The sequence below is a fragment of the Acidicapsa acidisoli genome (genome assembly GCF_025685625.1).
GTDB classification, from domain to species: Bacteria; Acidobacteriota; Terriglobia; order Terriglobales; family Acidobacteriaceae; genus Acidicapsa; species Acidicapsa acidisoli.
In genome coordinates, this window is record NZ_JAGSYI010000007.1 from 25,043 (window position 1) to 48,684 (window position 23,642).

Consider the following 23,642-nt stretch of genomic DNA (forward strand, 5'->3'; position numbering starts at 1 on the left):
GCACATCCCCGAATGGTCGTTTCAATTTCTGCACTTGCCACGCTGGCCGATCCACTCGCCAGCGGTGTTTCAGGCAATGACACGGTGTATCTTTGGATCGCCATCGCAGCCGGAGTCCTGGCCCTCGCCGCGGCCCTTCTTTTCGCCCGTTCCGTCCTGGCTTCCGATCAGGGCACTCCCGAGATGCAGCACATCGCATCCGCCATCCGAGAAGGCGCACAGGCCTTCATGGGCCGCCAGTACAAGACCATCGCCATCATGGCTGTCGTGCTCGCCGGGGTTCTCTACGCCGGATATCTGGCCTACCCGCTGACTGCTCCACTTGCCTCGAAGGTAGTTATCAGCTTCCTCGTCGGCGCGGCGTGCTCCGGCTTCTCCGGTTATACCGGCATGTTCGTTTCGATCCGTGCCAACCTGCGCACCGCCGCCGCAGCCCGCACCAGCCTATCCAAAGCGCTCACGCTCGCCCTCCACGGCGGAGCCGTCACCGGCCTCATCGTCGTCGGCCTGGCGCTGCTCGGCATCAGCCTGCTCTTTCTGCTCTTCGGGGGCACCGGCACTCACCCCGAGGCAGTTCCCTACCAACTGGTGGGCTTCGGCTTTGGAGCCTCGCTCGTCGCGCTTTTCGCCCAGCTCGGCGGCGGCATCTACACCAAGGCAGCCGACGTCGGCGCTGATCTGGTCGGCAAAGTCGAGGCAGGCATCCCCGAAGACGACCCCCGCAACCCCGCCGTCATCGCCGATCTCGTCGGCGACAATGTCGGCGACTGCGCCGGCCGCGGAGCTGACCTCTTCGAGTCGAGCGCCGCTGAGAGCGTCGGCGCCATGATCCTCGGAGCCGCCCTCTATCCCGTCTTCGGCATCAAGGGAATCCTCTTCCCGCTCATCGTTCACGCCATCAACATCGTCTCCTCCATCATTGGCGTCTCCTCGGTACGCAGCAAGGAAACCGACGACCCCATGCACTCGCTCAATCGCGGCTTCTACATCACCAGCTTTCTCGCCCTGGTCGGATTCGCCGCAGGAGTCCATTTCCTCCTTCAGGACCGCTGGTGGCTCCTCGGCGCAGGCGTCGTCGGAATCATCACCTCATTCCTCTTCGTCTCCATCACCGAGTACTACACCGAAACCCGTTATCGCCCTGTGCAATCGATAGCAGAAGCCTGCAAGACCGGCCCAGCGACTAACATCATCACCGGCCTCGCCGTCGGCATGGAGACGCCTGCTCTTCCCGTCGTCGTCATCAGTGGCGCATTGCTGCTCAGCTACTACTTCGGCGTTCGCGGCCTCGAAGACGCCACCGGCATTGCCGACTACGCCAAAGGCATTTATGGAACGGCAATCGCCACCATGGGCATGCTCTCCAGCGCCGCCTACATCCTCGCCATGGACACCTTCGGCCCCATCACCGACAACGCCGGCGGCATCGCCGAAATGAGCAATCAACCCCACGAAGTCCGCGACCGCACTGACCGGCTCGACGCCGCCGGCAACACCACCAAGGCGCTGACCAAGGGTTATGCCATCGGCTCCGCATCCCTGGCTGCGTTCCTGCTCTTCTCGGCTTATCTCGAAACCATCCACAACATCGTCAAACACCGCGTCGAAGCCGCTGGATTCACCCTTCCGCTCGATTGGACTTTCTCCAACGTCAACCTCGCCAGCATCCCGGTCTTCGTCGGAGCACTCCTCGGCGCAATGCTGACCTACCTGTTCTCCTCCATGGCCATCAGCGCCGTGGGCCGCGCCGCGGAAAAAGTCATCGAAGACGTTCGCGCCCAGTTCAAGGAAAACCCCGGCATCATGAACGGCACCAGCCGCCCCGACTACGCCCGCTGCGTCAACATCGTCACCGGCGCCGCGCTCAAGGAGATGGTCCTGCCCGGAGCCCTCGCCGTCCTCATGCCCGTGGTCATCGGCGTCCTTTTCCGGCACCTTAGCACACGCTTCCACCTGAAGAGCAGCACCGACCTGCCCATCGCCTTCGGCAATATCGTCAATCTCTCGGGAGCGGAAGCGGTCGCAGCCTTCCTGATGGTCGGAACCATCAGCGGCATCCTGCTGGCAATGCTCATGAACAACGGCGGCGGAGCCTGGGATAACGCCAAAAAACTCATCGAAACCGGCCATTTTGGAGGCAAAGGCTCCGACGCTCACAAGGCCGCGGTTGTTGGCGACACCGTAGGCGATCCATTCAAAGACACCGCCGGACCGAGCCTGCATGTGCTGATCAAGCTGCTGGCCACGGTTACGCTTGTCCTCGCGCCGCTCTTCGTCTAGGAAGCTGTCAACACACCTCAGACGGTATGCGCCGCTCAGATTCCTGCCGGCGCTTACCGTCTGTAGCTTTCGATCATCTTGTCACGAATCCCATGGGCCAGCTTGGCTATCTGCTCCGCCTCGCGAACGGCATCGGCCGATCTTCCAACCTGGTCTACCTCGGACTTCAGGTGGGTCGCCAGCCTGAGCAGCTTCTGCCCATCTTCCGCGATCTGTTTCTGGCGCTCGTCGTTGCGCCATTTCAGGGTCTTCCGTGCCACATCGCCCGTTGGATCGTCGAGGTTGCCCAAACTCCCGGGCGGCATAGCCGAATACGGATACCTGGTACTAATCTGCGATTGCATTCCAGACTGGGCGCAGCAGACCAGTACGAAAACCGCTCCGATGGCCGCCTTCCGCATCCATCAGCCTCTTTCGAGTTCTAATTGCCGATGCTTGCCTTCATCTCGTCGCGCACCTTGTGGGCCAGCTTTTCCACCTGCTCAGCCTTTTTGACCACGCTCAGAGAAAGCGTATCTTTCGTGCTCTTATCCATCTCAGCCTTGAGTTCGTTCGCCAGTTGCAGCAGCTTCGCCGTATCCGCCGCCAGCTGATCTTTTCGCTGTTGATCCGCCAGCTCCTGCGGACTCATCTTCGCCGTCGTACCCTGCGAATTATCCGGCCTCTGCGCAGCCGGAGCAGGATTCTGAACCGCCGTCCCAGCAGCGCTCTGTCCCATAGCCGGAACAAAGGAAATTGCGGCGAAGACCATCAGGACAAGAACGCCCTGGATTGGGCTTCCCGGCATCGGGAATTTCAGCAATTTGTACTTATCGCCTAAACTTCTCATTTCCGCCACCACTTTAATTTGAAACGGAAGCCTTCATTTTTTGGCGAACATTGTGCGCCAGCTTTTCGATCTGTTCCGCCTCGCGCACCGACTCCATCGAAAGCAGATCCTTCGAGTTCTTGTCCGCTGCGGTCTTCAACTGGTTGGCCAACGCAAGCAGTTTCTCGGTATCGGACGTCATCTCCTTATGCCGCTGCAAATTCAACTGTTCAAATCGCTTCTGGTTCTCGTGCATCTTCATCGAGTCTTCCATAATGCGATTGGCGTCGGCAGTTCGATTCGCCAGCGGATTGATCGGCGGCCAGGTTGATACGTCATGCGGCTGCGGTTCTCCAGACATTCCTTGCTGCGCACTCGAGATACCGCTGGAGCATGGGATTGCGATTACAGCTGCCAGGCAAACGAGGTTCCGTGCCCAGGGTGCTAACTTGAAAATCGAATTGAGCATTGAGCCTCGCCGCCTGAACGCATCAAAGCGAGTGTGCGTGATTCTCATGCGGTTAAGTATAGAGACAAAATGGAGGAGTGAATATGTTTCCTTTCGCACTTTTGATCAGATGGGGAATCTTCGCTGAAGGCCGCTTCCTTGGCAAAATTCTCGACGAGTGGATTGACGACGCGCAGGAGTTCATCCACGCCAAGCTGCCGCATCTGATTGTCGTCATCGTCATAGCCATCGTCCTCACCAGGGTCATCGCCATTACCACCCGCCGCATGGTCCTCATGGCCGATGGCAGGAAACCAAGTCCCGGACGTCAATCGCAGGTTAAGACCTTCGCCAGCATCCTCCGCACCACGCTCAACGGCACCCTCTGGGCACTGACCGCGCTTCAGGTGCTGACCGTCCTGGGCGTGAATCTGGGACCGCTGCTTGCTTCCGCCGGCATCGCCGGCGTGGCCATCGGCCTCGCCGCCCAGACCATCGTCAAAGACGTCCTGAATGGCATGTTGATCATTCTCGAAGACCAGTTCAACGTCGGCGACACCGTCCGCCTCACCGGCATGACCGGCGTCGTAGAATCCATGAGCCTGCGCCGCACTGAGCTGCGCGACGGAGACGGCACCCTCTACATCGTCCCCAACTCACAGATCACCACCGTAGCAAACCTCAGCCGCGACTTCTCCGTGGCCACCGTCAACGTTTCCGTCGACTTCTCCGCCTCGCCTGACCAAGTCGTCCCGCTGCTCACCGCGATTGCCCTGGAGATCCGCAACGACGCAGCCTTCGCGCCCGTCTTCCTGGCCGATCCCCAGGTTCTGGGCGTGGATTCCATCGCCGGCTCCCAGGTCATCTATCCCGTTATTTTCAGGACCCTGGCCACCAAGCAGTATGGTCCAATTCGCGAGTTCCGCCGCCGCGTCCGCATTGCTCTTGAAGAAAAGGGCATGTTGCCCGGCGACCCGAATCGCATCTTCCGCGAGTTCGCCGGTAAAGCGGATGGTCAGAATAGGCTCCCGAGCCCGGAAGACGAGCCAATCCGTGGGAACGAGCCCAGGGAGAAGCCTGCGATCGATCCAACGTCGCTTCCTCCCGCCGAGACCCACAACCCCATGATTGCGCAATCCTGACTGCTGAATCCCGGCCGCCACGTCCTATATTTCCAGGACGTGGCAGTCAGACCGCAGCTTCAAGCGCATCCAGCAGCAGTTCCGAACTGGTGATCGGCGCCATGCACGTCCGCCCGCGGCAGATCAGCGCCCAGGCTGCCGCACCCTCCGGCTGCGGCACCTGCGTCAGAGTCTCGGCGAGCGCCTCCGGCAGTGTCTCCGCAGTAATCTGTCGCGACTGCAACCGGATCACCGTCTTGTTCACCGCAAATCGCGCCGTCGCCAGCGCCTCCAGCCTGCTCGCCTCAGCGCCGCGACCGACCACCACGACCTGGATCGGCTCCAGCAACAGCCGGTCCAGAGCCAGCGCATAGGTGCCCGCGTACAACCCGAAATGCTCGACGATCCCCGCAAACGACCCTAGCGTATCCTCTGCAATGTCGCGGAAATCCTGCCTGCCCGACAACGCTTCCAGCCGTAACAATGCGGCGGCAGCCGTCGGATTACCCGCCGGGGTGGGGGCATCCTGCAGCGGCTTGCGCCGCGCTGTCAGCGCGCCCAGTTTCCCATCCTCTGGCGCGTCCAGCGGAGTATCCACAAACGCCCCGGCCGCGCGGTCAAAAAAGCGGTCGATCATCGCTGTAGCCAGCGTCATCGCCGACCGGTAATACGCAATCTTCCCGGTCGAAAGCCAGGCATCCACGCACGCGTGCACCGTAAACGCAAAGTCGTCCAGATTCCCTGCGACCCGGGAGGCCGGCGACTGATCGTCCGGATACGCAATCACATGCGCCAGCTCCGAGCCGCCATCCCAAGCCTGCACCAGCATCCGGTCCAGCGTCTTGAGGGCAAAGTCCCGGGCAGCATCCAGCCGCAGCACTCGCGCCGCCTCCAGATACGCCGTCACCGCCATCGCATTCCAACTCGTATAGAGCGTCCGGTCAATAAACGGAGTCGGCCGGGCATTCCGCACCTCCAGCAGCCTCCCTCGCGCCGACGAAAGCAGCGTCACCGCCTCTTCCAGCAGAATCCCCGCCTCCTTGGCCACGTCTCTCACGCTGAAGCGAATATGCAGCACATTCTTCTGAGGATTGTGATGCATATCCCCGAGATCGCCGATATCCCAGTACCGCCCCGCGACTGCCCACTCATCCGGCGTCAGAACCGCCTGCGCCTCGGCCTTGGTCCAGGTAAAGTAATCGCCGTCGTCATCGAGATCGATATCCGCATCCTGCGAAGCATAAAAACCGCCCCGATCCCGATCCGTCATCGTCGCGTCCAGCCAGCGAATCATCTCCCCGGCCACATGCGCAAACTCCGGTTTCACAAAGCTCTGGTAGGCATGAACATAATTCCGCAGCAGTTCCGTATTGTCGTAAAGCATCTTCTCGAAATGCGGCACCACCCAGCGCTCATCCACCGAATAGCGGTGGAATCCGCCCGCCAGTTGGTCGTAAACCCCACCTTGGCTCATCTTCGTCAGCGTGAGAACCGCTGCGTCCTGAGCCTCCTGACTGCCCGTCCTCGTCGCCACCTCGATCAGCAGATCGATAGCGCCCGGATGCGGAAACTTGGGTTGCGAGCCAAATCCTCCATTGCGCGCGTCAAACTGCTTCAAAATCGATGTTGAGATTTTCTCCACAAGCGCCAGATTTAACTGCCCGCCGCGCCCTGAAAAGCTCTCATTCTGCTCGACGGCGGCCATCACGCTTGCCGCCGACTCCAGCGCCTCCTCGCGCCGTTCGCGCCACACCTGCGCCATCGTCAACAGCACCCGCTTGAATCCTGGCCTGCCATACCGGTTGTCCGCTGGAAAATACGTGCCGCCAAAGAATGGCTTTCCCACCGACGTCAAAAACGCCGTCAGCGGCCATCCCCCCTGGCCGCTGATCGCCGAAACCGCCGACTGGTAGCGGGCATCCACATCCGGACGCTCATCGCGATCGACCTTGATCGCCACAAAATGCTCGTTCAGAATCGCCGCAAGCTCTTCATTTTCATACGATTCGCGATCCATCACGTGACACCAGTGGCACCAGACCGCGCCAATATCCAGCAGAATCGGCTTGTCTTCCGCCTGCGCGCGAGCAAACGCTTCTTCTCCCCACGGATGCCAATGCACCGGCTGATACCGTGCCGACCGCAAATAAGAAGAAGCGGACTGATCGAGCAGATTCGCTACAGATGCGTGAGTTGTCGCGTGACCTGACACCGGAGCAGACTCGTGACTAGTCATGCTCTGAGAATACATCCACCATCCATTCGGAACTCAATACGCAGGATGGGGACGCTCACGCACTGCTCGCAGGTAGTAGGTCACTCCGACCGTACCTCCCTGGGGGGTCAGATCGTTCGGGCCATGGTATTGCCGCCAGAACTGATACTCATACTCACCGCGGAAATACACCCTTCTCGTGATCGGAATCTCCAGGCCGCCGCTCGGAGCAGCAACCGCATAAGAATCACGAGTATACAAAGGATTTCTTGAAGGAAATTCGATAGTTCCGATTCCCGCCCCGAAGCGCACGAATGGCCGGATATGCCAGAACGTAGCAGGCTCGTAAAACCCGCCACCAAGGAATGTATTCTGTTGCATCCGGGTCAGTTGCGGTGGCGTATTGATGAAGATCGACCGTGCATTGGCATCGATGCCAAGACCATGAAAGAGGCCCACTCCGCCGCGGAGAACAAGGCCCTGCATCCTGCGTCCGGGGCCGTTGTCAATGTCATAATCCGAGACGCCGACACTGATTCCAATCGGACGGCCTCCCGCAGTCGCCGGCGCCACCACCTGCGCATTTGCCGCATGAACACCAAATCCCGGCAGGACGATTAAAGCTGCCGTGGCACAAAAAGCTCTCAAATGCATAGCCTTTCCTCCATTTCGGTTGAAGCCCGCCCCGGAACACTTGAATCTACGGAGTCTAACCCCCAACCTCATCCGGAAGTTGTGGCGAAAAACACACTTGTGCATTTGGAGGCACGCCTCGGGCCAGGAAACCTTCATCGAAAGGAGAAAATCAAGATAAGGAAATCGAGCCTGCGTCCCTCAATCAGCCGAGGAGCCTTTTCGCAACCTCGACGTACAGATCCACCGCTTCCAGCAGCTCGCGCTTCGCCAGCTTTTCATATGGCGTATGCGCCACATGGATCGACCCCGGTCCAAGCAGCAGCGGCTCGCCCCAATTGTTCAACTGAGGAATATCCGTGGTGAATTTCGCCACCATCGTCGGAAATCCCTCCAGCGAACGTAGACGGACAAAGGGTATCTCCAGCGTAAAATCGACCTCCGCCAGCCCTGCGGCACACTCCTCAATCGCCGCCCGAGTACTCGCCGAATCGCACACCAGCCGGATCAGCACCTGTGCCTCCGCGTGATCGGCAATCACATTCGGTGCGCGTCCGCCCTGAATCAGTCCGATATTCAGCGTGCTTGGCCCGATATCTTCTTCGACGGGCAGTTCGAGAGCCCGCATCCGCGCCAGCACTTCCACCAGCTTGTGAATCGCACTCTCGCCCAGCTCCGGATACGCAGAATGCGCCATCGTTCCCCGCGCCGTCAGAACCACCCGTAATGCGCCCTTTGACGCCAGCGCCAGCCGATTGTCTGTCGGCTCGCCATTGATCAGGAACCGGCTCGCCTTGGCATTCTCATTCGCAACCTTCGCCCCGGCAGAATCCCGCTCCTCGCCCGAAAGAAAGAGCAGCCCGACCGCGTAACCCTCGGCCCGCAACCTCTCCGCCGCGGCTACCTGCGCGGCAATGATCCCTTTGGCGTCCGTAACCCCGCGTCCGTACATGAATTCAGCGTCCTCGCTGAAAGGAATGTAGGGCGGAACCGTATCGATATGCGTGGAAAAGACCAGTTCCGGAGCATCCGGCCCCGCATACACATTCCATCGCTCCCCGGTGCGACCACTCTCCTCCGGCTGCGGAACCGGCGTCTTCTCGACTACCCAACCGCGGCTCGCCAGAAATTCCTCCAGAAAATCTCCAGCCGCGCCTTCGTGATAGGTTGTCGAATCAATCCCCACCAACTCACGCGTGAGCCAAATCGGGTCCAGCGTCATTTCCAACTCTTCTCTTGCCACTCTTGTCATTTCCACGGGATCAAATGAGGGAACAAAGTCAATGGGCGCCACAGGATCATGAGGCATCGTGAAGCCAGAATACCCCACGCGCCGCGGCTACTTTGCATAGAATGAATTTCAGACATGCCCGCAAGCGCCGACAAATCGGTTTTTCCGAGGCCGCCTCTCACTTCCGCAACGCCCGAAGCACCCAAAGTCCCGGCGTCGCTCCGCAGCTTCGATCTTTGCGGACCGGCTGGACGCCTGGAAGCGCTGCTGAACGAGGGCCATCCAAGCGCGCCCTTTGCCACGCTGCTCTGCCATCCCCACCCGCTCGGCGGGGGCACCATGCACAACAAAGTCGTGTACCACGCCATGAAAGTCTTCAACGGCCTCGGCTGGCCGGTCTTACGTTTCAACTTCCGCGGCACCGGATTGAGCGAAGGCTCACACGACGGCCGCGCCGAAGCAGACGACGTGCGAGCGGGCCTCGACTGGCTCAGCAGGGAATATGGCAAGCCCATCGTCGCCGCCGGCTTTTCCTTCGGAGCAGCCATGGGGCTGAATGCCTGTTGCGGCCACCCCGGAATCAGTGGCTTCGCCGCCCTCGGCCTTCCCACCCACGCCGAAGGCCGTGACTACAAATACCCGTTCCTGCCCAGCTGCAACTTCCCAAAACTCTTCCTAAGCGGCGACCACGACCAGTATGCCCCCGCCAATCAACTTCGCTCCGTGGCCGATTCCGCCCGCGAACCGAAACGGCTCACCCTGATCGAAAATGCCGATCATTTCTTTGTAGGCCATCTTCCAGCCATGCAGGTTGCGCTCGGCCAATGGCTTCGCGCAACCTTCCTGACGGCACAGGATTCAGACCAAGACCGGGCCCCAGACTCAGATCCAGACAGACCGGCACGAGAAAGTTCTTCCCAATGACAACCAGCGAACTAGCCCTAGAGTCCCTTCACGCCACCGCGACCGATATCTTCACGCAGGCACTCGACGCCTGCAGTATCGAGTCGGCCTTTGACCGCCGCATTCGCTTCGAAGGCACGACGCTCCACCGCCTGCTGCCTGAAAGCGGCGGCGCAACCACTTTGGATCTCAAAGACTTCAAGCGCATCGCCGTCATCGCCATCGGCAAAGCCGCCCCAGCCATGCTCGATACCCTGCTCACGCGCATGAAACGTCGCCAGGGCCTGCGCGGCATCTGCTGCTCCTTTGAGATTCCCCCCAATCGCAACTGGCGGATTCGCTACTTCGAAGGCGGGCATCCGCTCCCGACCGAAGGCTCTTTCGCTGCAGCGCGCGCCACCCTCGCGCTCCTCCGCAAAGCCCGCAAGGACACCCTCGTTATTTTTCTCATTTCCGGCGGTGCATCGGCGCTATTCGATCTACCTCTCGACCCCGAAATCACGCTCGAAGACACTATGGTCTTCCATCAGGCGCTCATCGCCAGCGGCGCGCCGATCACTGAGATCAACGTCGTACGCAAACACTTCTCCGCCGTCAAAGGCGGACGTCTCGCCATTGCCGCGCCTGAGTCGACCAAGATTTCCATTCTTCTGCCGGATGTACCACTGCGGAGCCTCGACACCCTCGCCTCAGGACCGACATCGCCGGACCACACCACAGTGGAACAGGCCCACGCAATACTCGCCAAATACAAACTCCTGCCCGAGTTCCCCGATTCAGTACGCGCCTTTTTTGAGCGTGGAGATCTGCCGGAATCCCCCGGTAACAAAAGCCGCCTCGCGCCATTTCTGCCGCGACTACCCTGGAAAGACAATCCCGCCGCAATCCCGCGCAAAACGGATCAAGCCGCCCTGACCACCGAAGACGACGCATTTCGCAACTCCATCTTCGAGGTCCTGCTCTCTAGTCACGATCTCGTCGAAAGCGCCCGCACCATTGCGGAGAAACTCGGCTACCACACCGTCGTCGACAACTCCTGCGACGACTGGGATTACGCCGACGCAGCGGGCTATCTCCTGCAGCGCTTCCACGCACTTCGCGCCGAGCATCCCCACTGTTGTCTCATCTCCGGCGGCGAAGTCACAGTCACGCTCAACCGCACTCCCGGAGCCGGCGGCCGCAACCAGCAATTCGCTCTCGCCTGCGCCCTCGAACTCAATCGCTATCCCGGCGAAAATATCCTCGTCCTCAGCGCCGGCTCCGACGGCATCGACGGCAACACCCGCGCCGCCGGAGCCATCGCCGATCCCACTACCGTCAGCCGCGCTATCGCATACGGCTACAAGCCCTCGGAGGCGCTGGAAACCTTCAACGCCTGTCCCCTCTTCACCGCTCTCGGTGATTCGGTCGTGACCGGCCCCACCGGCCACAATCTCCGCGACCTGCGTCTGCTCATCTCCGAACCTGCGGCATCTTCCCAAAGTTAGGACCCGAGTTAGGGCAAAAAAAGCGGTGGCCGTTTGACCACCGCAATGCTCTCTGCTCTGTATTGCTCTGCGGAACTCGCCGAGATCTGGGTCTCGCCAATCGAGTTCCTTTTTGGCGCGCCGGAGAAAGCCGTCAGAGCCCATCCAGCGCGCCAAACCCTTCAAACCTGCCTTTATTCGTTCTCACCCGAGCCCGGCGAGGGAGGCGGAGTCCCGCCGCCTGATGCTCCAGAACCCTGACCGTCTCTATGCCACCTCGGCCCATCGCCCTGACCGGATCCGCCGTGGTGCATTGACTCTCTGCGCGCCGCGCGATCCGCCTGCATAATCTTCCACTGCTCCGGCGTCAACTGCCTGCGAAGCCCAAGCAGCATCCGCGCATTGGCCTTTTCCAACTCCGCCCGGGCCTGCGCCACCTGGTCGATCTGTGCCAGAATCCTGCCTTCGTCGGGCTGATCCGCGCTCATCAGCGGCTCCATCGCCAGTTCCGCCTTTTCCAGCGTGGCGTGCAGATCCACCAGCGTCAGCCGGTGTTGCATGTAAATATCGTCCATCGCCTTCCGCTGCGCATCCGTCAGCTTCAGCTTCTCGATCGCATGTTGCCCATTCCACCACCGTGGATGGTCGCCCTGCGGGCCCATCTCCCGCTCCATCGGAGGCCGATGCGGCCCCATGCCCAATCCGCCCTCCGGGCCCTGCGCCCAAACAGTGGCTGCACCCACAACCGCCAGCACGGCAACCGCCAACCCCGCTCCGATTTTCCTCATCCCCGATGCCCCAGTCCCCGTCGCCATTTTCATCTTTCCCCGATTCCTCGCCAGATTGAACCCCGTTGAACGTCTACTCGCATTTCTTTTTGTCAATTCGCAACTCTGTTTAACCAATTTTGTTTCACTAATTCCCGCCATGCACAGTAGCCAATCCTCCATCCGGCTACTTGGCCGAGGAATCGCTCATCAGGCTAGCCAACGGCTCCATGGCATCCGGAGCAGCTTGCGCGATATCGCTATCCACGTGAGCTAGTAGTTCGTCGTCACTCATCGCAACAGCCTCCTGCCGCGTCGCTTCCTTGGCCGCTTCCTGCTGCCGCAGCATTTGTGCATTGCGCTCGGCAACCAGTTGCCGCTGATGATGCACTGTCACCGGAATCCCAACCGAAGTCACCACCAGAGCGCACGCCAGCGACCAATCCAGCACCGGATTCGCCATCACCCGCCAAAACGCATCCCACTGAGACCGTCGAACTGTCCGAGCCTTGCTGAACTCCTGCTCGCTCCAGGCATGTACGCTGTCGCGATAATTTCGCAGCGCCAACTCCACCTGCGCGTCCTCTGCTTCCCGATTCTTTTCCTCGAAACTCATCGTTTTCCTCCCAGTTCAGCCCGCACCCGGACCATGGCCCGCGACAGGTGCGCCTTCACCGTTCCCTCACTTAACCCTATTGTGCTCGCGATCTCGTGGATCTCCATCTCTTCCACGTGCCGCAACAGGAAGACCGTCCGCTGCCGATCGCTCAGACCCTTGACCACTTTCCACACCAGCCGAACCTGATCCTTGGCCATCACCTGCTGCTCCGGTGACGATTCCCCGCTGGGCAGCCACTGGCTCGCATCCTGCGCATCCACCGAGTTGGTGGCGGTCAACTTCCAGAACTGCAACCGGCGGCTGCGCCAATGATCCTTCTGAAGATTGATCGCGATCCGCAGCAGCCAGGTCATCACGCTGGATTCGCCACGAAAGCTGGCCCAGTTTCGATGCGCCTTCAGCAGACAGTCCTGGGTCAGCGTCTCAGCCGCATCCGGATCGCGCAGCGATGCCAGCAAAAAGCGAAAAATCTGCGGCCTGTAGCGAGTTGCGACCTCGGCAAAGTCCGCCGAGTCGTCTCGCGCAAATGCGGCGGCTACCGCTCGCTTGCCCATACTCTCCAGTACTGTGGTAGTGGTCGCCATCATCAAAGTAGACGACGGTTCTGGACGCAAGTTTACATCCACTCACACGACGGCGCAGCATTCCGGAGAACGCCGAAATTTCCCACGCGAGCCCGATCGGCTCATGATCTCGACTGCGTCAGAAATCGCAACTCCCAGGACGTAGTAGGCTGCCCGGTCTGCTCTGCAATCGCCCGCAGAACGACACGCCCCGGTTGCTCCGGATACTCCGCGGGAATGTAATGAAACGGCGTCTGCGCAATCGGCACAACAAAGGCCGGAATCAAAGCCGGAGGCGGAGGATTGCCCGGCGATCCAGCCTCCATCCCCGCCAGCCGGTTTTCCGGGGTTAGCTCATTGAAGTAAGCAGGATTCTCCGAAGCCGGCGCGCCCAGCAGCCATGGCCCGAAGAAGTACGCCGTCCGGTTCTTCCCCGCATCTTCCTGCCGCACTTCCATCCCGTAACGCAAAGCAACCAAATCCCCTGCCCGCCATTCGCGCCGAAGCCTCACATAGCCATCTTCCGCCGATTGCTGAATCGCCACGTTGTTGATCTTGACGGACAACTCATTTGCCCATTCTGGCCTGCGAATACTCAGCGACGCCGGCGCCTTCCCCGCCGACAGGATGGTTATTCGCACCGTTGCATCATGAGCCAGAAACGACTCAGCTTTCGCAGAGAGACCGGGTTTCTCGATCCGGCCATCCATCGGGAGGTCAAAAGTCAACCCGCCTTCTTGCGCCCGAAAGACGTTGTTCTGAATATCGGGAAAACAACGCAAACCATGCAGCGTGCAGCACCACCATGCCCGCACCGCACCGGCAGCCGGTAAACCCGTTTCCGTATACACCCGGTGGCCGAAGTCCCCCATCTCGTACTGATTAAAGGCGAGTTCGTTGAAGATTGTCCGCTCCGCCATTTGCAGATACGGTGCGTTGTCCGTCGCCTTCCAGAGCGCCAGGCTCAGCCTGACCCAATCGGTCTCTCCGCAGCCCTCGGTGCGGTGGTTATTCGGGCTCCAACCTTCAGGAACTCCCCCGGTAATCAGCAGATCCTGCGACTGCACCACATCCTGCCAGGCCGCCTCGCACCTGCGAAGCAACACGCTGTCGGGAAACGCGTTGTACAGATCCACCCACCCGCGTACGCTCGTCAGATACCCATGCGCATGGTCTCCGGCGCGCCTTTCCGTAACCGCGATAATCGCCTCGGCAAGGACCCGATACCGCTCGTCCCGCGTCACCTGATACAGGTTGGCAAGCCCCTCCACCTGCTGCGTCCAGCAGATATAGCTCGAAGCAAAATGCTGGGCTCCAAATCCATCGCGAATCTCATTGGAAAGCATCAGCGGCCCCACCCGCACCAGGAAATTCCCCAGCCGGACGCAGGCTGCCAGCACCGCCGGCGACGGCACGAGCCGGTAATACTCGATCAGCCCCACCAGCAGCCGGCCATTGCCCCAAAGCAACGCCATATCCAGATCGGTCGGCTTCTCATAATGAAACCCGCTCCCGAAGTAGCCATCCGGCTTCTGCAGCGCGATCACCTTCGCGACCAGCGCATCCAAGCCCGGAAAATGGGTTCCGTAGACTCGGGATGCCGTAGATAATGCGCCAATATATCGGCCCGAAATATCCCCGCTGTATTCCGTAAATCGCCGCCCGGCAGCAGGCCGCACATCGTCGAGCACAAATTCCTCGGTGTATTCTGGCGATCTGCCCTCCAGTACCCGCCGAAGGGTCAGTTCATAACGGTCGTGAATCGGAGTCCCCGGCCAGTCCTGCTCCGCCATAGAAACCGCCGCCTTGCCGCTCTCAGCAGACGACGAAAAGCCAGACGCGAACGCAGACCGCAAATTCCCCGCAGCCAACGGAGCCAGAGCGGCAGCCTGAACGAACTTCCTCCGATTCATCCAAAACCCTCCTGCCGCGCGCCACGCAACACATACCACCAAATTCGGTCCCCAAATCATACTGCAACGCCGCGTCCTGACATTTCCGTTCTTCCGGGGCAACTGATAAACTGTCGCAGAAAACGATTTCTCAGCAAACCCTATCCGCTAGGACCCATCCCATGCTTCTACCCGCTCTTCGCGAACAAGTCCTCCACGCCAACCAGGAAATCGCGCGCCGTGGACTCGCGGTCCACACCTTCGGCAACGCCAGCGGAATTGACCGCGCAGGAGCTGACGGCTCCGGCAAAGAACCTCTCGTAGCCATCAAACCCAGCGGCGTCAGCTACGCCACCCTCACCGCCGCCGATCTCGTCCTCACCCGTCTCGACGGCACAATCATTGAGGGCACGCTGAACCCCTCAAGCGACCTCGATACCCACCTGCTTCTCTACCGCGAATTCCCCCAGATCGGCGGCGTCGTCCACACTCACTCCGAGTTCGCAACCTCCTGGGCGCAGGCCTGCCAGCCCATCCCCTGCCTCGGTACCACCCACGCCGACTACTTCCACGGCCCCGTTCCCATCACCGAATCCCTCACCGCCGAAGAAGTCCACGAAGCCTATGTCCTCAACACCGGCGCAGTCATCGCCCGTCTCTTTCGCGACCAGAACCTCGACCCCATCGCCGTCCCCGGAGTCCTCGTCGCCGGCCACGCGCCCTTCGCCTGGGGCAAAACCCCGGCAGCCGCCGTCGAAAACGCGGACCTCCTCGAATACATCGCCCGCCTCGCCTACCGCACCCTAACTCTGGGAGCCCCAGCGGACGGTCTGGCCCAATACGTGGCCGAACACCACTACCAGCGCAAACATGGCCCCAAAGCAACCTACGGACAAAAGGCGGTGTGAAGTGTGGAGTGGTCTTATGTCGCGGACCGATGAATTCCTTCACACTTCGCACTCCACACTTCACACTCCCAATTTCCATATCCAAATCCCATTCTTCATATTTTCATCAACTTTTTCTCGTTAAGAACTGCTAAAATCTGAAATCGGCGATTACCTCCGGAACATCTCAAAGTCTCTATACGTATTCCTTTCAGCTGTTTGACCCGGATTCCCGAAACAGAAAGTTTTCCTCCGGAACATGGCATCCTACGTGCATGTTTTGTCGGTTCAGGCTCCCCCACAATGGAGACAAATCTATATAACCGGGTTGTTGCGACGCTATTGGCTCTCGCCACGGTAGCCCTGGTATTGTTCGCGGTCTTCAATCTCCAACAAGAGGGCCGTTACCAGCAGCCCGACGACGGAGTCATCTGGACCGAGGGAAGCAGCAAAGTCCTCCCCGGCCTGATCGCAGTGCGGGTCATGGAGGGCGGTCCCGGCGCTCAGGCCGGCATCGACCCGGGAGACTTGCTGACCGCAGTCAACGATCACACCATCGAATTCGGCGCGGACCTCGACCGCGAACTCAAGCACACCGATGTCTACGGCAAAGCCGAATACAGCATCATCCGCCGCGGCATTTCGCTGGACCCCATCACGGTCATTCCCATCCCCGCTGATCGCGGCCTGCAGCAGTTCACCCGTGTCGAAGGCCTCATCTATCTCGCCATTGGCATTTACGTCCTGTTCCGACGCTGGACCGCTCCCAGAGCCACGCACTTCTACATCTTTTGCCTGGTATCGTTCGCCCTCAACACCTTCCACTACACCGGCAAATTCGATCTTCTCGACTGGACCATCTATTGGGGCAACGTCGTCGCGGAAGCCCTGCAACCCGCGCTCTTTCTGCATTTCGCCCTTGTCTTTCCCGAGGAGAGCCTTCGCCAGCGCAACCGTCGCTGGCTGCTTCCGGTCATCTATGCGCCGGCGTTCGCCGTTATCGTCTTGCGCATCTCCGCCATCCTCTTCTGGCAGGCAACCTTCGCTCTCAAGCTCCGCCTCGATCAGATCGCAATCGCCTACGTGGCTGCGTATTATGTTTTGGCGGCAATCCTCTTCCTGCGCAGCTACGCCCGCGCTAACACTCCGCTCCTGCGCCAGCAACTCAAGTGGCTCACCCGCGGAACTATGCTCGCGGTCCTGCCTTTCACCGCTATCTTCGCAATTCCCTTCCTCACTGGTCTCCCTGTTCCGGTCCTGCTCCAGAAGGTCGCCGGACTCTCGCTCGTCATCCTGCCGCTTACCTTCAGTTGGGCCATCGTCCGCTACCGGCTCATGGACACCGACCTGATCTTCAAGCGCGGCGTAGCTTACACACTCGCCACGGGAACCCTCGTCGGCGTCTACTTCGCTGTCGTCGCCCTCATCTCCGAGCAGATCCACACCCGCCTGCCCGAAGCCGTCCGCGAATGGGGACTCGTCCTCACCATCCTCATTACCGCGCAGCTCTTCGACCCGCTCAAGCGCCGCTTCCAAAGCTGGATCGATCAGGTCTTCGACCGCCATCGCTATGATTACCGTAAGGCTCTTGTCGACTTCGGCCGCGGCCTCAGTTCCGAAACCGACCTCGAAGCCCTCCTGCGCTCCATCGTCGACCGCCTGCCCAGCACCCTGCTCGTCGCCAAAGTCGCTGTCTTCCTCGCCGACTCACCCGACGCATCCGGTCATTTCCGCCTCGCTGCCAGCCACGGCCTTCCCTTCAGCGGCGAACAATACACCCCGCGCCTCGATCTTGATTTCCTCGACTTCGACCTTCCCGGCGGCCATTCGCATATCTTCCTCGAAAACGCCCAGCAGACCCCCCATCTGCCCGACGAGCAGCAGCGCACCGCAGCCCTCCTCGACCTGAACTACTACCTTCCCTGCCGCGTACAGGACGCAACCCAGACCGGCGTCCACGGCGGCACTCACCCCGGAGCCAAAACCCGCACCATCGCCGTCATCGGCCTCGGGCGCACCATTGGCGGCGACTTCCTCTCCAGCGAAGACGTCGAGCTCCTCGAGTCCCTCGCCAGCTACATCGGCATCGCCCTTCAGAACGCCAGCCTCTACGCCCGCCTCGAAGAGCAGGTCAGCGAATTCGAGCGCCTCAAGGAATTCAACGAAAACATCGTCGAATCCATCAACGTCGGCATCCTCGCCGTCGATCTCGAAGACCGCATCGAGAGCTGGAACGCGCAGATGGAGGCCATGTACGCCCTCAGCCGCAAGGAAGCCATCGGCCAGCCGCTCACCGCCGTCTTCCCACCCGAGTTCATCGAGGCCTTCGACCGTTTCCGAAACGAGTCCGGCGTCCATCACCTCTACAAATTCCGCCTCACTACTCGCGCCGGCGAATCCCGCTCCGCCAACATCGCTGTCGCCCCGCTGCTCTCGCGCGACTTCGTCGCCGTCGGCCGCATCGTCCTCGTCGACGACATCACCGAGCGCATTACTCTTGAAGCGCAGCTCACCCAGGCCGACAAGCTCAGTTCCATCGGTCTTCTCGCCGCTGGCGTAGCCCACGAAATCAATACCCCGCTCGCCGTCATCAGCTCCTATGCGCAAATGCTCACCAAGCAGATGAAGGAAGACAAGCGCCTCACGCCTCTTCTCGAACGCATCACCCAGCAAACCTTCCGCGCCTCCGAGATCGCAAATGGCCTGCTCAACTTCTCCCGCACCAGCACCACCGAGTTCCGCGATACCGACCTCAACCAGGTCATCCGCGACACCCTCGCGCTCGTTGAGCATCAGATGAAGACCGCCCGCATTACCGTCGCCATGGAACTCTCAGACGAGCTCCCGCGCATCCATGGCAACCCCGGCAAACTGCAACAGGTCTTCCTCAACCTGCTTCTGAACGCCAAAGACGCCATGCCCCAAGGCGGCGAACTGCGCATCACCACCATCACCAATGGCCACGTCGAGGCTGTCATCGCAGATTCCGGCGCAGGCATCGCCCCCGAACACCTCAAGCGCATTTATGATCCTTTCTTTACCACCAAATCTACGCCCAAGCCTGGCGAGCGGCGCGGCACCGGCCTCGGTCTCTCCGTCAGCTACGGCATCATTCAGGAACACGCCGGTAAAATCAACGTCGAGAGCACTCTCGGCGTTGGAACCACTTTTCATTTAGAGTTCCCCCTCTTAAGGAATTCCGTCCATGCCTGAGGTCCTTGCGCACTTGAGCCAGTCAGCCCTGATTCCCAATTCCGAAGCCACTGCCGACGCCCGGATACTCGTCATCGACGACGAAGCCGGTATTCGCGAATCGCTGGAGATTCTGCTCACCCTTGAGGGCTACGCGGTCCAGATGGCCGTCGACGGTGAAGAGGGCCTGTCAATGCTCGAACAAGGCAACTACGACCTTGTCCTGCTCGACCTCGCCCTGCCCGGCCAGACCGGCCTTGAACTGCTCCCGCAGATCCACGAGCGCTACCCGGAACTGCCCGTGGTCATGATCACCGCCTACGGGACGGTGGACAATGTCGTCGAAGCCGTCCGCGCAGGCGCGGAAAACTTCGTTCAGAAGCCCTGGGACAACGAAAAGCTACTCGCCGACATCCGTTCCGCCATTGCCCGCCACAAAGCCGAGGCGGAAAACGTCCAGCTCAAGCGCGCCCTCAAGCAGCGCTACAACTTCCACAACATCGTCGGCAAATCGGAAGTCATGCTGCGCATCTTCGACCTCGTAAGCCAGGTCGCGCCCAGCCGCTCCACTGTGCTCATCCAGGGCGAAAGCGGCACCGGCAAGGAGCTCATCGCCAAAGCCCTGCACGCTAATTCGCCGCGCAAAGACAAGCCATTCGTCCCTGTCAACACCGGCTCCATGCCCTCCGAGTTGCTCGAATCCACCCTCTTTGGCCACGTCAAAGGCGCCTTCACATCGGCAATCGCCACCAAAAAAGGCCTCTTTGAAGTCGCCAACAGCGGCACGCTCTTCCTCGACGAAATCGGCAATATGGGCATGGACACCCAGGCCAAGATCCTCCGCGTCCTGCAGGATCGCCGCTTCACCCCGCTAGGCGGCACGCAGGAGATGCAAGTGGATGTCCGCATCGTCGCCGCCACCAACGTCGATCTGCGCCAGGCTGTCCGCGAAGGCAAATTCCGCGACGACCTCTTCTATCGCCTTAACGTCATCTCCATCGACCTGCCGCCGCTGCGCAGCCGTCGCGAAGATATCCCGCTCCTCGTCCATCGCTTCCTCGAACACTTCTCCAAGGAAAACGACCTCGAAGTCCGCAAGCTCACTCCAGACGCCATGCGCGCCCTCGTCGATTACGAATGGCCCGGCAACGTCCGCGAACTGGAAAACATCATCGAACGCGGCGTCGTCCTCTCCAGCACGCCAATCATCGGCTCGGGCTTGCTGCCCGGCCACATCACCGGCCGCAGCTTTCAGGACGCGCTGCTCGAACACAACCCCAATTCATCCCTCTTCGACATCCTCGAAGACATCGAGCGCCGCATCATCATCGAGAAGCTAGAGCGCTGCAACTGGAACCAGACCGATGCCGCCGAACAGTTCCACATCCCGCTCAGCACGCTCAACCAGAAAATCAAGCGCCTGAACATAGAGATCCGCAAAAAAGGCCGCGACTAAAACGCACTACTTCCAAACACACCCATCACCGCTTCTGTCCCGCCCCGATCGAGTCGAGATCAGCCAGGATTTCCGCCGGAATCCGCAGCGAAGCAGCCTTGAGATTCTCGCGAAGGTGTTCGAGAGAAGACGTGCCCGGAATTAGCAGCATATTCTGCGAACGCTGCAGCAGCCACGCCAGCGCAACCTGCATCGGAGTAGCCCCCAGAGATGCTGCCGCCGCATCCAGAATCGAAGACTGCAACGGAGTGAACCCTCCCAGCGGGAAGAACGGCACATACGCAATGCCCTGTTTCGCGAGGTCGGTGACGAATCCGTCATCACTCCGGTGCGCCACGTTGTACAGATTCTGAATGCAAACGATCTCGGCGATAGCCAGAGCCTCCGCCAACTGCGTCGGGCTCACGTTGCTCAAGCCCAGATGACGAATCAACCCCTGCTGCTTGAGCTCCGCGAGCGCCGTCATCGGCTCCTCAATCGACCCCTCCTCAGGCCCCATGATCCCACCCACCCGAAGATTGACCACATCGAGCTTGTCGAGGGCAAGATTGCGCAGGTTGTCATGCACCGCATCGATCACTTCCTGGCGCGATCGCGCATGAGGCCACGACTTATCCGCAGCGCGCTTCGCGCCAACCTTGGTGACGATCACCAAACCATCGCGATAGGGATGAAGCGCCTCCTTGATGATCTGATTGGTCACATGCGGACCATAAAAGTCGCTGGTGTCAATGTGATTTACGCCAGCCTCAACCGCTTCCCGCAGCACAGCAACCGCCAGATCCCTGTCACGCGGCGGCCCAAACACATGCGGACCGGCCAACTGCATCGCACCATAGCCCATGCGGTTCACAGTCATCTCGGTACCGGGAAATGTGAAGCTGCCGCCCAAATTCATGCTTCCATCCATCTGTTTCGTCACTCTATCTCTCCTCGTGTGTGTGCATTTCTGTTGAAGTTTATGCAAACTGGTGATTCGATGAAGAAAGCTTCAGTTTAGGAGTTCGCATTTGCCGCCATGTTCCCAAGTGTTGTTAGAGCCACGTAAATCGCCAGTTCAAGCCCGTTCCGCAGCCAGCGTGGACGCAATTCTCGAAGCCACTATTCAGGTTTTGCTCCATATCGGCAAGGAACGCCTCACCACAACCAGAGTAGCCGCACGAGCCGGTGTATCCGTAGGAACCCTGTACCAATACTTCCCGAACAAGAGCGCGCTCTTGCAGGCCGCGTTGAAGCGTCACCTCACAGAAGTCACAGAAGCCGTCGAACGCGTCTGCATGGAACAGGAAGGCAAAACCCTCCGTGAAATGGCGACTGAACTCATCACGGCTTTTCTTGAGGCCAAAATGAGAGCCCCAAAGACCAGCGTCGCTCTCTACTACGCCAGTTCCGACGTGGACGGAGCGAAAATCGTGCAGCAGATGAGAATCCGCTCCGATAAGGCCATCGTCCGGATGCTGGCGAGCGCCTCCGATCCGCTCACAACCGATCCGCATCTGGTCTGCTTCATGCTTCAGGGAGTGATGGTCGGCGTCAGCCGCCGGATGCTAGAGTCAGCAGCTCCCGAAAAGCAACTCAACGCCCTGCGTCAGGAGATGATCTCGATGGCATGCGCCTATCTGGACACCTGTTCCGCCCGTGTCCCACCGGATAAATAGCGGATAAACTCTGACCATGAGTTCTTCGCACGAGATCGAGTCCAACAATCCGCTGGAGTTGTTCGACACCTATTTGCAACAAGCCCAGCAAACCGAGCCCAACGACGCCAACGCGGCCGCCCTGGCCACTGTCGCCGCCGACGGTGCGCCCAGCGTCCGCATGGTGCTGGCAAAGCAGGTACGCGAACACCGCTTTTGCTTCTTCACCAACGCAGAGAGCCGTAAAGGACTCGAACTCGCAGAGAATCCCAGAGCCGCACTCTGCTTTCACTGGAAATCGCTACGCCTTCAGGTCCGCGTGGAAGGATCGGTGTCGGAACTCGATGCGCAGGACGTCGACACCTACTTCCACAGCCGCGCCAGGGCCAGTCAGATCGGCGCGGCAGTCTCCAATCAGAGCCGCGTTCTAACCAGCCGGGAAGAGCTCGAAGAACGCGTGCGAAAATTCACCGAAGCACATCCCGGCGAGATTCCAAGACCAGCCTACTGGCGAGGTTATTGCCTGCATCCGCAGCGAATCGAGTTCTGGTTTAACGGCCCAGACAGACTCCACGACCGCTTCCTTTTCACCCGGCAAGCGGACGGCTGGCAAAAAGCCCGCCTCTACCCCTGAACGGCTCCTGAAATCCACCGGAGAATTGGCGCAACGCAAGGCTCCGGAGTTAGTCTTTCCAGAGGAGGAAAACGCATGGACTATCTCGCTCATAAACCGATAGCTTTCGTCGTCCTCCTCGTTGTCGCCATCGCACCCGGTAGAGTGCTGGCAGCCCCCGCCGAAGACACCCCAGATGAGCCCTCGGCTCTCGTTGTAACCAGCGACTTCAACCGCGACGGCATCACAGATATCGCTCGGACATCCGCACCCAACGGTGACTCAGCTCCGAGCATACTCACCGTGATGCTTGGCCAGCCCGATGGCACCTTCCGGGCCGCCGCTACAACTCCCGTTATCGGCCTCGATCCCAAATCCATCGCCGTAGGCGACTTCAACCGCGACGGGAATCCAGACCTAATCGTGGGCGACGCCGACGGATCACTGATCATTCTCCTCGGCGATGGCAAAGGCAACCTCACTCCAACTCCCAACGGAATTCGCCTCGCCTCGGTAGCATCCATCGCAGTCGGAGATTTCAACCACGACGGCATCCTCGACATGGTGGTCTCAGACCCTCACTCGAACACCGCAACAATTCTGCTCGGATCAGGCGACGGCTCATTCCATCCTGCGTGGTCCTTCAAGTTGCCAATGCAGGGAAACGTCTACCATCTCGCCGTAGCCGATTTCAATGGCGACGGCATCCCCGATATCGTAGTGACGAACGAAGACCAGGACTCATTCGAAGTGCTGCTCGGTAACGGCAACGGCACCTTTACGAGCAATCCAGCCCTGAGTCATCTCATCGATCCCAATGCTCACTGCGCTACCTGACGATTAAAGCTCCAGCGCAATATCCAGCCCGCCGATTCAAGCTTCCCGCCCGACGCTTCCCGCCGATTCACCAT

At 60.1% G+C, this 23,642-nt stretch carries 21 protein-coding genes; 10 read left to right on the plus strand and 11 right to left on the minus strand.

Translation table 11 applies throughout. The features are described from left to right. Positions 1-12: 12 nt before the first annotated feature. The gene (locus OHL23_RS27610) at positions 13-2,280 is read left to right on the plus strand and encodes a sodium-translocating pyrophosphatase (RefSeq protein WP_263355318.1); all 2,268 of its coding nucleotides are present in this window, start codon (positions 13-15) and stop codon (positions 2,278-2,280) included. A gap of 53 nt (positions 2,281-2,333) precedes the next feature. Here OHL23_RS27610 and OHL23_RS27615 read toward each other — a convergent pair whose 3' ends face one another. The 3 genes from OHL23_RS27615 to OHL23_RS27625 are packed head-to-tail and all read right to left on the minus strand — an operon-like array spanning position 2,334 to position 3,449. After that, positions 2,334-2,681, minus strand: a complete 348-nt coding sequence (locus OHL23_RS27615; RefSeq protein ID WP_263355319.1) for a hypothetical protein — start codon at positions 2,679-2,681, stop codon at positions 2,334-2,336. A gap of 20 nt (positions 2,682-2,701) precedes the next feature. Next, positions 2,702-3,109, minus strand: a complete 408-nt coding sequence (locus tag OHL23_RS27620) for a hypothetical protein (RefSeq protein WP_263355320.1) — start codon at positions 3,107-3,109, stop codon at positions 2,702-2,704. Positions 3,110-3,122: 13 nt separating this feature from the next. Next, positions 3,123-3,449, minus strand: coding sequence for a hypothetical protein (locus OHL23_RS27625; RefSeq protein ID WP_263355321.1), 327 nt, complete (start codon positions 3,447-3,449; stop codon positions 3,123-3,125). A 191-nt stretch (positions 3,450-3,640) separates the two neighbouring features. Between OHL23_RS27625 and OHL23_RS27630 the strand changes: the two genes are divergently transcribed. After that, a complete protein-coding gene (locus OHL23_RS27630) occupies positions 3,641-4,678 on the plus strand; it encodes a mechanosensitive ion channel family protein (RefSeq protein ID WP_263355322.1) in 1,038 nt (345 codons plus the stop codon). Between the two features lie 46 nt (positions 4,679-4,724). Here the strand turns inward: OHL23_RS27630 and OHL23_RS27635 are convergent, their stop codons facing one another. The 3 genes from OHL23_RS27635 to OHL23_RS27645 all read right to left on the minus strand — a co-directional run bounded on the left by OHL23_RS27635 (position 4,725) and on the right by OHL23_RS27645 (position 8,727). Beyond that, positions 4,725-6,893: a thioredoxin domain-containing protein gene (locus OHL23_RS27635; RefSeq protein ID WP_263355323.1), complete on the minus strand. Its 2,169-nt coding sequence runs from the start codon at positions 6,891-6,893 to the stop codon at positions 4,725-4,727. A gap of 33 nt (positions 6,894-6,926) precedes the next feature. Beyond that, a complete protein-coding gene (locus OHL23_RS27640) occupies positions 6,927-7,526 on the minus strand; it encodes a porin family protein (protein WP_263355324.1) in 600 nt (199 codons plus the stop codon). Between the two features lie 184 nt (positions 7,527-7,710). Further along, positions 7,711-8,727: a M20/M25/M40 family metallo-hydrolase gene (locus tag OHL23_RS27645; protein WP_263355409.1), complete on the minus strand. Its 1,017-nt coding sequence runs from the start codon at positions 8,725-8,727 to the stop codon at positions 7,711-7,713. Positions 8,728-8,871: 144 nt separating this feature from the next. Between OHL23_RS27645 and OHL23_RS27650 the strand changes: the two genes are divergently transcribed. Both OHL23_RS27650 and OHL23_RS27655 read left to right on the plus strand, forming a co-directional pair. Next, complete coding sequence (locus tag OHL23_RS27650; protein WP_263355325.1) at positions 8,872-9,660, plus strand: alpha/beta hydrolase; 789 nt, start codon at positions 8,872-8,874, stop codon at positions 9,658-9,660. Then, positions 9,657-11,126, plus strand: a complete 1,470-nt coding sequence (locus OHL23_RS27655; RefSeq protein WP_263355326.1) for a glycerate kinase type-2 family protein — start codon at positions 9,657-9,659, stop codon at positions 11,124-11,126. Before OHL23_RS27650 ends, OHL23_RS27655 begins: the two co-directional genes overlap by 4 nt. A 173-nt stretch (positions 11,127-11,299) precedes the next feature. Here the strand turns inward: OHL23_RS27655 and OHL23_RS27660 are convergent, their stop codons facing one another. From OHL23_RS27660 to OHL23_RS27675, 4 genes are all read right to left on the minus strand, one after another. Further along, positions 11,300-11,920: a Spy/CpxP family protein refolding chaperone gene (locus tag OHL23_RS27660; protein ID WP_263355327.1), complete on the minus strand. Its 621-nt coding sequence runs from the start codon at positions 11,918-11,920 to the stop codon at positions 11,300-11,302. A 139-nt stretch (positions 11,921-12,059) separates the two neighbouring features. Next, entirely contained in the window at positions 12,060-12,488 is a 429-nt protein-coding gene (locus OHL23_RS27665) for a hypothetical protein (protein WP_263355328.1), read from the minus strand. Next, positions 12,485-13,045, minus strand: a complete 561-nt coding sequence (locus OHL23_RS27670) for an RNA polymerase sigma factor (RefSeq protein ID WP_263355329.1) — start codon at positions 13,043-13,045, stop codon at positions 12,485-12,487. Before OHL23_RS27670 ends, OHL23_RS27665 begins: the two co-directional genes overlap by 4 nt. A 131-nt stretch (positions 13,046-13,176) precedes the next feature. Continuing rightward, the gene (locus OHL23_RS27675) at positions 13,177-14,967 is read right to left on the minus strand and encodes a glycoside hydrolase family 127 protein (RefSeq protein ID WP_263355330.1); all 1,791 of its coding nucleotides are present in this window, start codon (positions 14,965-14,967) and stop codon (positions 13,177-13,179) included. A gap of 161 nt (positions 14,968-15,128) precedes the next feature. Here OHL23_RS27675 and araD point away from each other — a divergent pair, with 161 nt between their 5' ends. The 3 genes from araD (at position 15,129) to OHL23_RS27690 (ending at position 20,481) form a co-directional block, all read left to right on the plus strand. Further along, positions 15,129-15,854 (plus strand): L-ribulose-5-phosphate 4-epimerase AraD, encoded by a 726-nt coding sequence (araD, locus tag OHL23_RS27680; RefSeq protein WP_263355331.1) that lies wholly within the window; start codon positions 15,129-15,131, stop codon positions 15,852-15,854. Between the two features lie 282 nt (positions 15,855-16,136). Continuing rightward, positions 16,137-19,046, plus strand: coding sequence for an ATP-binding protein (locus OHL23_RS27685; protein ID WP_263355332.1), 2,910 nt, complete (start codon positions 16,137-16,139; stop codon positions 19,044-19,046). Beyond that, the gene (locus tag OHL23_RS27690) at positions 19,039-20,481 is read left to right on the plus strand and encodes a sigma-54-dependent transcriptional regulator (RefSeq protein ID WP_263355333.1); all 1,443 of its coding nucleotides are present in this window, start codon (positions 19,039-19,041) and stop codon (positions 20,479-20,481) included. Before OHL23_RS27685 ends, OHL23_RS27690 begins: the two co-directional genes overlap by 8 nt. Before the next feature lie 25 nt (positions 20,482-20,506). Here OHL23_RS27690 and OHL23_RS27695 read toward each other — a convergent pair whose 3' ends face one another. Further along, positions 20,507-21,391 (minus strand): aldo/keto reductase family oxidoreductase, encoded by an 885-nt coding sequence (locus tag OHL23_RS27695; protein ID WP_317891735.1) that lies wholly within the window; start codon positions 21,389-21,391, stop codon positions 20,507-20,509. Between the two features lie 100 nt (positions 21,392-21,491). Here OHL23_RS27695 and OHL23_RS27700 point away from each other — a divergent pair, with 100 nt between their 5' ends. From OHL23_RS27700 to OHL23_RS27710, 3 genes are all read left to right on the plus strand, one after another. Continuing rightward, on the plus strand, positions 21,492-22,139 hold the full coding sequence (locus OHL23_RS27700) for a TetR/AcrR family transcriptional regulator (protein ID WP_263355334.1): 648 nt from the start codon (positions 21,492-21,494) through the stop codon (positions 22,137-22,139). Positions 22,140-22,155: 16 nt separating this feature from the next. Beyond that, the gene (pdxH, locus tag OHL23_RS27705) at positions 22,156-22,752 is read left to right on the plus strand and encodes a pyridoxamine 5'-phosphate oxidase (RefSeq protein ID WP_263355335.1); all 597 of its coding nucleotides are present in this window, start codon (positions 22,156-22,158) and stop codon (positions 22,750-22,752) included. Between the two features lie 75 nt (positions 22,753-22,827). Continuing rightward, positions 22,828-23,568 (plus strand): FG-GAP repeat domain-containing protein, encoded by a 741-nt coding sequence (locus OHL23_RS27710; protein WP_263355336.1) that lies wholly within the window; start codon positions 22,828-22,830, stop codon positions 23,566-23,568. Positions 23,569-23,642 lie beyond the last annotated feature (74 nt).